Source organism: Embleya sp. NPDC025285 (assembly GCF_055558835.1).
Genome location: NZ_JBVHLU010000122.1, coordinates 17,230 through 27,765 on the forward strand (window position 1 = coordinate 17,230; position 10,536 = coordinate 27,765).

Here is a 10,536-nt window from a genome sequence, read left to right on the forward strand (position 1 = left end):
CGTGACCAACGCGAGAACCCACCACATTGACAGTCCGAAAGTCCCCAACGGGGACGATCCCGGAGCCGCTTACTCAAGGATTAGGACACCGCAGATGCCCCGCTCGCATCAACGGCGCCCGGCACTGGTCCACGTGGCCACCGCCGACCTGGACGTGCTCGACGTCCTGCACGCGCTGTCCGACCCGACCCGGATGACCATCACCCGAACCCTCGTCGGCAACCCCGAGCGCGCCTGCGGGACGTTCCCGGTCGAGGTGGCTCCCTCGACGCTCAGCCACCACTTCCGCGTGTTGCGCGAGGCGGGCGTGATCCATCAGCGCGAGGAGGGCAACCGCAGGCTGACCACATTGCGGCGGGCGGATCTGGACGAGCGCTTCCCGGGTCTGCTGGACGCGATCGTGAGCGCGTACGACCGGCAGGCGGGTGAGGGCGGCTGACCGCGAAGCCCCACCCGCCGAGGTGGCCGGCGTCCGGTCGGGCCCTGCCCGCCGCCGACCACACGGGAGATCGACCGATCCGCAACCCGTGACGGGCCATGCGCGCCGAGGCGACGGCCACGGCACGGCCGGATGGGCGGTGGCCTGTTGGTGGCGGCCGAGGATCGTTCAGGGTGCGCATGTTCGTGGTGGTGTCGATGGCCGGGGTGAGGACGCCCCGCGAAGACGTGCCGGGATGGGGGTGGGTCAACCTGGACGCACTACGGCGGGGCGGGTCCCGGCGTTGCCGGATGGGGAGCCTTTGCTGTTATCGGTGGCGCCGTCGATCATCTACCGCGCGACCGGACCTTGCGGCTGATCGTCACGGGCGCTGGGACGGATGGTCACACGTATCCGGTGGGCAGGACGTTGGAGGTCGTGTGGGTGGGGAAGGCCGGCGGTTCGAAGGAACGGGTTGCGGCGGGTGAGGCGTCCGAGGGCTTCGCGCGGCCGGGGACGGCCATCACAAAAGCATTACAAGGAGGCCTCCGGTCCGAAGGTGTCCGCACGCGTGGCGTTCCAGCCACGGGTGTCCTTGGCGGCGCGGACGCGCGCGGTGTTGTTGCTTGCCGGCCAGACCGGGCCCCACTGGAGGGGGCGTCGTGGAAGGGGATGTAGGCGATGTCGGGACGTGGGTAGAAGTGCGCTGCGTGTGCGCCGACGGGGAAGACACCTTTGCCCGAGGCTATCAGGGCAAGCGCCTCGTGGAAGGTGGTGGCGGTCGGGCCCTTGTGCACCGGCCGGCCGGACGGAGCGTGCGCGGGTGAGCGGTCGATGCGTCCGCCTGGGCCCACTACGACCGCCGAAGAGAGGCCGGCGACCGGCACACCGCCGCCCAGAGAAATCTCTTCCACCGCCTCTTGGTGATGTCTCCATTTGATCTGTCGACCGAACGCTCCGGTCTGCCCCTGTCGACCGGGATCTCCGGCGCGAACACGCATGACAGTCCGGCGATGATCCCTCTGGGCGAGGGCATTCCGCCGATCCGATCCCGCCGCGGACCACGTCGCCGCAGGCCTGCCAAGCTCCACGGCGACAAGGCGTACGACCACCGATTCCGCATCACACACCGGATCGCCCGACGCCGCATCGACTCGTCGCACCGTTGGGAACCGGGCCGGCGCGGTCGTGCTGAGCGTCGACCCGCACTCGTGTGTGCGGTATCCGATTCGCGCAGGAGTCCTTACCATTCGCGCGGATGATCAAGAAATCTCAACCGAAGCCGACCCCTGTGGTGTTGAATTCGGGCGTCGGTTTCCGAGACGAGGGGTGGCGCACATGGTGAAGAAGATTCTGGTGGGAGCGGGTCTGACGGCCCTCATGGCCTTCGGGATCGCGGCGCCGGCGCAGGCGGCGACTACGTCCGCCTCCGCTACGTCGTGTTCGAGCGGCATGTACGTCAAGGCCAAGACGAACGTGAAGATCCGCGCCACGCCCACGACCAAGAGCACCGCGCTCGGTCTCTTCCCCGGGGGAAGCAAGGCGTGCAACGTCGCCCAGGGTCAGGGCCAGAACCTGACGGTCTGCGGCAAGACGAGCGACGTGTGGCAGAAGATCCGCTACGGGGCGACCACCGGCTGGATCCCCCGCTCCTGCGCGATCTACCTGTAACCGGGCCGGGACCGTTCACCTGTGGATGACGCGCGTCAATCACGACGCGTCAGCGGGCCGGCCCGCTCGTACACGATCCGTTCGTGAGGCTCACCAGCGATGCCCCGGCGAGCCTTCGCCAGGGCATCGCTGCGTGTGGGTGACATGCGAGGTCCGGCAGGCGCCGCGCGGACCGGGCCGCGACCGGCGAGGGATCACTGTGGCTCGCGCCGATCCGCGACGCCCACTCCCGCCGGGTCATGGCTTGGGAGCCGACTCTCCTCGTCGTCATGGTCCACGGCTCCCGCGAGCACGCCGAGGCACTTCGCGAGCAGGTGAGTGAGGTCCTGGCCCGATGGGCCTGGTCCTGTCACCGGCCAAGACCCGGATCGCGCACCTTGCGGACGGATTCGACTTCCTCGGCTTCCGGATCGTCTGGATGCGGAAGCGGGGAACGGACAAGTGGCACGTCTACACGTTCATCGTCGACCGGTCGCGAGGTTGAGACGGAAGATCAGAGCCCCGACCCAGAAGTTGTCACATCTCGATTACCAGATCGCGCTGGTCCGGATCAACCGGATCCTGCGTGGCTGGGCCAACTACTTCAAGCATGCGGTTGCCAAGCACACCATGTAGACCCTGCACACCTTCGTCTGGTGGCGCATCGTCCGCTGGGTGATGCACCGGCACCGCGCATGACCTGGAAGGCCATCCGGAGATGGCTCCGCGACCCTCAGGGGCGGTGGAAGCCCATCGAAGTGGACGGGATCCAACTGTTCGACCTCGGCAGAGTACCGATCACCCGGTATCGCTACCGAGGCAACGACGGAATCCCCAACTCTTGGGAACGACCCGTTCCAACGGCATGACCTCGTGGAGAGCCGGTGCGGTGAGAGCCGCACGCCGAGTTTGGCGGGCGGGTCGGGGAAACCCACCGGGAGCAATCCCGGCAGGGCGCCCCGGCCCGACCCAACAAGTTGTCCCGGCGCGTACTTGGCCTTTTCCTGTCGCGATGTGGATCGTGGACGGGCGGATGATCTTCGTCGGTGCCGCGGCGATAGGGTCGGCGGCACCCTCCGAAAGCAGGTACGAATGATCGTCTCCCCCGGCGCGGTCGCCGCAGTGGCCGCGATGGAGCTGGGCATGGCTCTCATTCCCGGCCCGAACATGATCTACCTGGCCTCACGGTCGATCACCCAGGGCCGCCGCGCCGGACTGATCTCGCTGGCCGGGGTCGCGGCCGGCTTCCTCGTCTACCTCGCGGTGGCCACCGCCGGCCTGGCCACGATCTTCGCCGCGGTACCGGCCGTCTACACCATCCTCAAGGCAGGCGGCGCCGCCTACCTGCTCTACCTCGCCTGGCAAGCGGTCCGACCCGGCGGCGCCTCGGCATTCGCACCCAAGGAACTGGCCGCCGACCCGCCGCGCCGACTGTTCACGATGGGACTGGTCACCAACCTCCTCAACCCCAAGATCGCCATCCTGTACGTATCGCTGCTCCCCCAGTTCATCGACCCGGCCCGAGGACACGTGGCCACCCAGAGTTTCCTGCTGGGCCTCGTCCAAGTCGCCGTCGGAATCACCGTCAACTGCGCGGTCATGCTGGCGGCCGGCTCGATCGCGGGCTTCCTCGGCCGGCGACCCGCCTGGCTTCGAGCCCAGCGGTACCTGATGGGCACCGTACTGGCCGGACTGGCCGTGAACATCGCCGCCGACCGCTCCAAAGCCCTCGTCCCGGCCTGACCCCGCTCCGGCGCACCCGGGCACGGACGGCGCGGAGTTCGTACGAGCTGGATCCCGACCACGGGGCCCGTGAGACCAGCCGAGATCACCACCATGTCGGCCAAGTTCGATATCAATTGCGACAGTTCGATAGAACACAGTTAGAGGCTTCCCAGCGGCGGCCCGGCCGACCATCGCGCCCGGATGATCGCCACCCACGAAAACCTTGCCAAGACCGCGCCTGCGCCGACGCGGCCTTGCACCGCCCCACCAGCGCCCTCCTTCCGGATCCCCGCGGTTCGATCGACACGCCTTCGCGGGCGGCCGCAATGCGAGAGGGTCGGTTACTTTGGGTAGTGGCGCTTCGACCCTCGGAAGATGGGGTCGGAGCGCCCTCTTCATCGCGGACGTCCCACGTCGGCTGCGGCTCCGGCCCGGACCGGCGAAGTCCCGCAATCGGTGCTGTGCCGCCCGACGTCGGCCGTTTGGGTCGAGGCCCCGGTTTCAGGTGGTCGCGAGCATGCCGGTGCGCAGGGTGGTGAAGGCGCGGGTGAGGAGTCGGGAGACGTGCATCTGGGAGAGGCCGAGGATGGTTCCGATCTCGGCTTGGGTGAGGTCGTCCCAGAAGCGGAGTTTGAGGATGCGGCGGTCCCGTTCGGTCAGACCGGCGATCAGCGGGCGCAACGCCTCGCGGTCGAGGACGAGTTCGAGTGCCGGGTCGGGCGTGCCGCGCAGATCGTGTCCGGTGGTCGCACCGGGGTCGTTGCCGCCGGGTGGCGCGTCGAGGGAGTCGGTGCGCAGGGCGGCTCCGACCTCCAGGCCCACGCGTGCCTCCTTTTCGTCCATGTCCAGGGCAGCGGCGAGTTCCCCGAAGTCGGGTTCGCGGCCCAGGCGCGCGGAGAGGTCGTCACGGGTCCGGACCAGGCGCAGGTAGAGCTCCTGTTCGCCGCGGCGGGCGTGGACGGCCCAGGTGTGGTCGCGGAAGTAGCGCTTCAACTCGCCCGCGATGGTGGGCATCGCGTAGGACAGGAACCCCGCCCCGTGGTCAGGGCGGTAGCCGTCGACGGCCTTGATCAATCCGATCGCGGCGACCTGGCGCAGGTCCTCGCGCAGATCGGCGCGGTGGGTGTAGCGGTTGCAGGCGTGGGCGACGAGGTTGAGGTTGTCCTCGACGATCGCGTTGCGCAGCGCTGCATGCGCGCGGGTTCCCGGTTCGAGGGTGGCGAGGCGGGCGAGGTTGCGGTCGGTGATGGCGCGCAGGCCGTTGGGGGCGTCGGCGCTGGTGGGGGTGGGGGTCATCGCGGGGCGGGCCTCCGAGCGGGTGCGTGTCGGATGCCGGGGGACCGTGAGGAAGGGGCAGGTACCAGGGCCCGGGGCGGGGCCTTTCGTCGATGCCTTCCACCGAGAGGCCCGTCCACACGTTCCCGGCCGGAACGCATTCGCGCGCGCACGTGGCCGGCGGGAGCGCGGCCCACACAGGACATCACCCTTTCGAGGGCGCTGTCGTGTCACGCTCCCGCCGACCCCAACACAGGGACGATCACAGATAAACACACGTGAACAGGAACTTCTCGGCGACACAACGGCCGCCCGCGCCGGGCCGGGGCATGGGTACGGCCGTTCGGGCGACCGGGACACGCTCCTCACCCGACCACGCCGCGGCAGTCGGGAACGCGCAAGAACGCGCTCGACGGCGAGCGAGGCGACGCCCCGGCCGAGGCGCGGGACGCGGATGGTGGCCGGGCGGAGACCGGGGCCGCCGTCGCTGCGTCCGGCGGGAGCGGCGCCCGCCGAGCGCGATGGGACCGCTACTCGATCGGAACTTCGTGGCGCTCGTTCGATCGCGCGTCGCCGGTGGCCGCGCCGCGTCCGCGTGGCGCGTCGTGATTCACCCGGTCGGGCGCGGGCGCGTGGTCGCCGGCGGGGGCAGGGATGCGGCGTGTGGTTCCTCCCTGTTTCCCGGCCCCCGGAGGGATGGGGGTGGTGGGTGGCGTCTCCTTTCCGACCAAGGGGGTGGAGACGCCCGACCGCACGCCCGGGTACCGGCACGCGCACGACGCCGCTCAAGGGGTGCTCAGGGTTCGCGGCCTCGGAGCTGTGAGACATTGCCCGCGGAGGCGATCACGACGAACGGGTGGCCGCAGGCCGGGTCTGCTCGTCCGAGTACAACGTGCCTTCGGCGCCTTCGGGCAGGGGCGGACCGTCGGCGACGATCGCGGTCCAAGCGGCCGGCATGACGCTGCGGGGGTCGGGCCGGTCGAACAGGTCGACGGCGATCTCGGCGCCGCCACCGTCGGCGAGTTCGAGGCAGGCGTGCACTCCGGGCCTGTCCACCCGTTGATTCTGCGCCGGACGCCTGCCGCCCGTCCGCCGGCCGTTCGATCGGGTCGAGGCGCCCTCGTCGGCGAAGACTGCGAGGGCGGCCTTGCCGAGGGTGTCGCGGTCCTCGGCGCCGGCGGCGTCCGCTTCCTCAGGGGCGGCATCAAAGCCCACATGGTGCCCGTCCGCGGGGCCCGGGCCCGCTCCGGGGCCCCGGTGTCGTCGGTTGCCGCGACGCGCAGCCACTCGGAATGACCCTCTCGCTTTCGAACACCGGACCACTGCGCCCCGGCGCGCCGCGCTCACCATCCCGTTCTGCCGGGACACGACCTCCTGGTCCGCGTGGACAAGGGGTCGACCGGGACGTGTCCCCGGAGGTGTACCGAGCCGAATGCTCCCATTCGGCGACGGATGCGGGACCGTGCCCCCGCGGCGAGGACAGGGACGGCCGCACCGGGTGGCCCGATGAGCGGGGCCGCTGTGATCAGTACCGCAGTTCACGCAGTCGCAGTACCCGCAAGTGCAAATCGCAGAAGCAGTGGAGTAGGTGAGCGGTACCTCGGTGAAGGCGTCGGCTGTGGACGCGCGCACCGGGAGGTTCGGCAGTGGGGTTCCAAGCCAAAGCCAGACGCAGGACGGGCGATCGGGGCTGGCTGCCGAAGAGTGGTGGCGCCGTCACGGGCCGCCGGGCACGCATCACCCGCGGCACGCAAGAAAGCAGTACGGCAGTACGCAAGATGGTCCCAGAGGAAACAACGAAGGAGTGGAAGCGCCATCGGGGTCGCCCGGGTGGAAGTCTCAAGCCCGGGTACCGCAGGACATCGTTAGTGAGGTGGTCTCCGGTCGAGCAACCGCGATCCCCGCGCCCCCGATGCCATCCCGGTCGGGTCGGCGGAAACGAGGGCCGGCGCAGTGTCAGGACCGGCGGATGGTGTAGCAGTTCCTTCGGGGCCCTGGTGCCAACGGCACCAGGGCCCCTCCCACGTGTTCCACGGACAACAGACACGGACACCGGAGAGGTGCCATGCCCGCAGAGGACCCGCGGGCCGCCGAACCTCCTCGTACCGCCCAGGGCTTCCTGCGCGCGGTCGAACACGCCGGCCTGATCACCCCGCTCCGTTGCGCCGGCGGACACCGCCGCGCCTCCCGCCACCAACTGCCTTTCGGGCTCGCCTCCGCGGTAGGTCCGTGGTTCGGGTCGGCTAGGAGGTGAGGGCCTGCGACGCCGGCGGCAGTCAGGACCGAGGGGATCCGTACGGGGGCACGCCTTTCGGACATGGCGGTCTCGCCGCCGGTGCGTTCTCCCGGGGCGTTCCGGCGGTCGCAGAGGCCGGGTGGGGTGGTTGTCGGTCCGTCGCTGAGCGGGGCGGCGGGAAAGGCCCGGGCGATCAACGCGACGACGGGCCGCAGCGGGCTTCCGGCTACGGGAACGAAGATAGGCCCGAATCTGTGGTTCGGGCCATGGATTTGCGGCGAGAGGGTCGCCAGCCAACCGGAGAGTATGTTCGCTCCGGCCCGCCCGCGAATCAGCCTTCACCGGGTGCCCTCACATCGAGAACCACGCCCGTGCCCGGGGCCCGGCGGGCCGGGGCCCGGGCGCCGGGTCTGTTGCGGCTGTTGCTCCGGCGGCGTTCGCGGGCGCGTTGCTCCCGGCGGTCGCGTTCGATGTCGACGCGGATCACGTCCTCGGCGGCGAGCCGGTCCGCGGGCGGCGCGGCCCGGGTGGCCCGCTTCCTCGCGCAGGTCTCGGGCGCGCTGCCGGTCGTGCCGGCCTCGGTTGTCGCCTTCTCGGCGGGCGGTGGAGGCCCGGGCGACGGTGCGTTCGGCGGTGGCGATGTGGAGCGCGGCCGCGTGCAGCTGGGCCAGTCTCGGTTCGGCGTCGCCGGCTCGGCGCGGCCGGCGTGCGGGACCGGGAAGCGGGGTTCGTGCGGTCTCCCGGGCGCCGTGCGCGATACGGTCCAGGCCGCCGGCGTGTGGCCACAGCGACCGGGACCTGCCGTCACGTGGCGGGTTGCTTCGGGCGTTCGGTCGACGGCCCGAGCCGACGGACCATCACCGCGTACACCGGGCTGTCGGGGAATGGCTGCCGGTCGCCGACCTTTTCGTAGCGCCACGACTCGTACAACTTCAGGGCCTGGCCGTGACCGGCGTCCACGAGCAGCGTCGCCCGCTCCTCGGCGCGGCCGGCCAGGAGCGCCTCGTGCAGTTGCTCGCAAAGACCGCTGCCGCGATGGGCGGGAAGTGGCATCAGCTCGTAACAAGGCGAGGGTGCGAGTACCGGTCTCGTCGGTGTAGCCCTCGGGGAGCGGGGTGAGCATCCTCGACCACCATCGCGTTCCCGGGCCGAGCGGGGCCGCGTAGGCGAACCCGACCGGGTGTTCGCCGTCGAACGCGTCGACGGCGGTCCATTCGGGATTTCGAGTGTGCCCGGCGAGCCGGGAGAGGAAATCGTTCTCGGTGTGCAAGGCGTCGGCCGGCGCACCGTCGTACACCTCGGTATGGATCCGGGTCAGGATCGGGCGGACCCGGTCCAGGTCGTCGATCCCGTAGTGCCGCAGGTCCATGTGTTCACTCCTTGGGGCGCGTCTCGCGTTGCCGGGTGGGCCACCGGCGAGTCTGGCGCGAGTCGGGTGCGGTGGTGACGAGTTCGCGCCGGGACGCGCCGACGGGTCGCCGGGGTGCCCGGCCTATCGGCGGAATACGGTCGGGGAGACAGCGGACGCCGAAGGAGACTCCCGTGGCCGACTTCCCGACCGTGCCGACCATCACCGACGCTGCGGTGGAGGCCCAAATCCTGGCGGCCGGCGCGGGGGAGGCGCGTCTCGCGGCGTGCGCGCAGATCGAGGGGCCGATCACCAGCGTCTACCGAGGGGAGGACGTGATCCACACCGATCCGGAAGGGCGCGTCTTCCACACGACCACCCGGGCCCGGCTCGCCGAACTGCGCGAACACATTGCCGCCGCCCGCGACTACGACGTCCCGGAGATCATCGCGACCGAGATCGTCGACGGCTCCGCGCCGTACCTGGCGTGGATCGACGAGCAGACCTCCCCGGCCGAATAGGTCAGGTGGCCAGCGCGGTTCCCGGCCCGACTCTCTGCGACGCGTCCCGGTCGAGCGATACGACGCCCCGGACGTCGTCGAGTTACTGCGCGTCCCGCCCGCGGCGGGACCGGCCGCCGGCTTCGCCGAGCCGGAGGGCGAGTGGCGTCGAGTCCGGCCGTTCCCGGAGGCGGTTGCACTGCTGTGGCGGATGGCTCAGTACCGCGCGGGCGTAGCGGGACCAGCCGAGGTCCCGGAGGGGGCCCGTGTGTTCTTGACGGTGACGGACCTCGAGTGATCTCGAGCGGCCAGGCCCCCGGCGGGCCCCGCGAACCGGGTTGTGCCCTCCACGCATTCCGTCTCGAGGTCGGTCTTTCCGTCCGCGCGCCAGCCGGCCGGAGGTCCCGCTCCGCCGGCGACAGGTGGTACTGCTCCTCCTGGTTGACGACCTCGCCGCCCCCGAACGCCCCGACCGTAGACCGGGGCGTCCGTCGTCCGGGCCGCTGCTCCGGTCACGGGCGCGTTGGACGTCCTGAGTTCGATCCGTCGATCGCGGGGATCGGCGATCGCTCGTTCGAGGGGAATATGTCGGCGTGTGGGTGAAGCCCGCGTCTTTCGGTCCGTGTTGTCGGCATGGTGGGCGGAGGCCCTTCGCGGGATCCGCGCGTTCGTTCTCGGCGATCGTGTGGTGTGTGCCCCGCGGCGGGGCCGGTGCGAGGGCGTCGGATCCGGCGGGGAATCGGCGCCCTCTTCGTCCAAAGCGCGATCCGATCCGTGCTCGGGTTCTCGTTCGTCACGGACACCCGGTGAAGGGCTTCGGCGGATTTGTGTCGGTGGACGGTGGAGTGGGTCTCGCCGTGCCTGGACGGGTTTGTGAGGGTTGGGTCCGGCCGAGCATGCCGGTGGCGCCGGTGGGGCGGTTCCCTGGCCATCGTGGCCTCTCGGGGTCCGATGGAGATCTGGTGCCCCGGCCCCGCGAATTCCTGCGAGTTCGGCGGGACGGATGCCGGTGGTCTTCGCCGGCCGGGCCCGGGAAGCGATCTTCGGCGTGGCGGGGACGTTCTGGCGGCCACAGTGCGGTGACGTTGGGGTGGCGTTCGCGCGTGGGCGTCGCCGATGGCTCCGGCGATCGATGTTCGCGGAGGAAGGATGATCCCGCGCGACGAGCGGCTTCGCGTGTGCGCGTACACGCCAGGCGGGTTCCCCGTACGTGCCGGCGCCTTGTGGGCCTCGCTCTGGGCTCGGTTCGGTCGTGGGTTCGAGCCGTCCGGGCCGGCGGCCTCGCCGTGGGACATGGGGTCGGACATGCCGAGACCCCCGCGCCTGCAGGCGCGGGGGTCTCGGCATGTCCGACGTGGAGCAACGTCCGGTGTGGCTGTCCCTG

9 protein-coding genes and 2 pseudogenes are annotated in these 10,536 nt (G+C 70.6%); 8 read left to right on the forward strand and 3 right to left on the reverse strand.

From position 1 onward, the window contains the following. The first annotated feature begins 94 nt into the window (after positions 1-94). From ACZ4FV_RS45040 to ACZ4FV_RS45065, 6 genes and pseudogenes are all read left to right on the forward strand, one after another. A complete protein-coding gene (locus tag ACZ4FV_RS45040) occupies positions 95-439 on the forward strand; it encodes an ArsR/SmtB family transcription factor (RefSeq protein ID WP_465326704.1) in 345 nt (114 codons plus the stop codon). 908 nt (positions 440-1,347) lie between these two features. Next, a pseudogene (locus ACZ4FV_RS45045) lies at positions 1,348-1,587 on the forward strand (IS5/IS1182 family transposase); the annotation flags it as partial. A gap of 169 nt (positions 1,588-1,756) precedes the next feature. Further along, complete coding sequence (locus ACZ4FV_RS45050) at positions 1,757-2,089, forward strand: SH3 domain-containing protein (protein ID WP_465326706.1); 333 nt, start codon at positions 1,757-1,759, stop codon at positions 2,087-2,089. A 334-nt stretch (positions 2,090-2,423) separates the two neighbouring features. Continuing rightward, positions 2,424-2,573 (forward strand): hypothetical protein, encoded by a 150-nt coding sequence (locus tag ACZ4FV_RS45055; protein ID WP_465326708.1) that lies wholly within the window; start codon positions 2,424-2,426, stop codon positions 2,571-2,573. Positions 2,574-2,602: 29 nt separating this feature from the next. Next, the gene (locus ACZ4FV_RS45060; RefSeq protein ID WP_465326710.1) at positions 2,603-2,704 is read left to right on the forward strand and encodes a group II intron maturase-specific domain-containing protein; all 102 of its coding nucleotides are present in this window, start codon (positions 2,603-2,605) and stop codon (positions 2,702-2,704) included. A gap of 459 nt (positions 2,705-3,163) precedes the next feature. After that, complete coding sequence (locus ACZ4FV_RS45065) at positions 3,164-3,811, forward strand: LysE family translocator (RefSeq protein WP_465326722.1); 648 nt, start codon at positions 3,164-3,166, stop codon at positions 3,809-3,811. Between the two features lie 483 nt (positions 3,812-4,294). Here the strand turns inward: ACZ4FV_RS45065 and ACZ4FV_RS45070 are convergent, their stop codons facing one another. Continuing rightward, the gene (locus ACZ4FV_RS45070) at positions 4,295-5,089 is read right to left on the reverse strand and encodes a sigma-70 family RNA polymerase sigma factor (protein ID WP_465326712.1); all 795 of its coding nucleotides are present in this window, start codon (positions 5,087-5,089) and stop codon (positions 4,295-4,297) included. Between the two features lie 822 nt (positions 5,090-5,911). Continuing rightward, positions 5,912-6,124, reverse strand: a complete 213-nt coding sequence (locus tag ACZ4FV_RS45075; protein ID WP_465326714.1) for a hypothetical protein — start codon at positions 6,122-6,124, stop codon at positions 5,912-5,914. Positions 6,125-7,151: 1,027 nt separating this feature from the next. Here ACZ4FV_RS45075 and ACZ4FV_RS45080 point away from each other — a divergent pair. Next, positions 7,152-7,268 (forward strand): annotated as a pseudogene (locus ACZ4FV_RS45080) (MerR family transcriptional regulator); the annotation flags it as partial. Positions 7,269-8,108: 840 nt separating this feature from the next. On the opposite strand, the gene ACZ4FV_RS45085 reads toward ACZ4FV_RS45080, so the two are convergent. After that, the gene (locus ACZ4FV_RS45085) at positions 8,109-8,357 is read right to left on the reverse strand and encodes an N-acetyltransferase (RefSeq protein WP_465326716.1); all 249 of its coding nucleotides are present in this window, start codon (positions 8,355-8,357) and stop codon (positions 8,109-8,111) included. Positions 8,358-8,846: 489 nt separating this feature from the next. On the opposite strand from ACZ4FV_RS45085, the gene cutA reads away from it, so the two are divergent. Further along, positions 8,847-9,173 carry a divalent-cation tolerance protein CutA gene (gene cutA / locus ACZ4FV_RS45090; RefSeq protein ID WP_465326718.1) on the forward strand — a complete coding sequence of 109 codons (327 nt, stop codon included), beginning with the start codon at positions 8,847-8,849 and terminating at the stop codon, positions 9,171-9,173. The last annotated feature ends 1,363 nt before the right edge of the window (positions 9,174-10,536 follow it).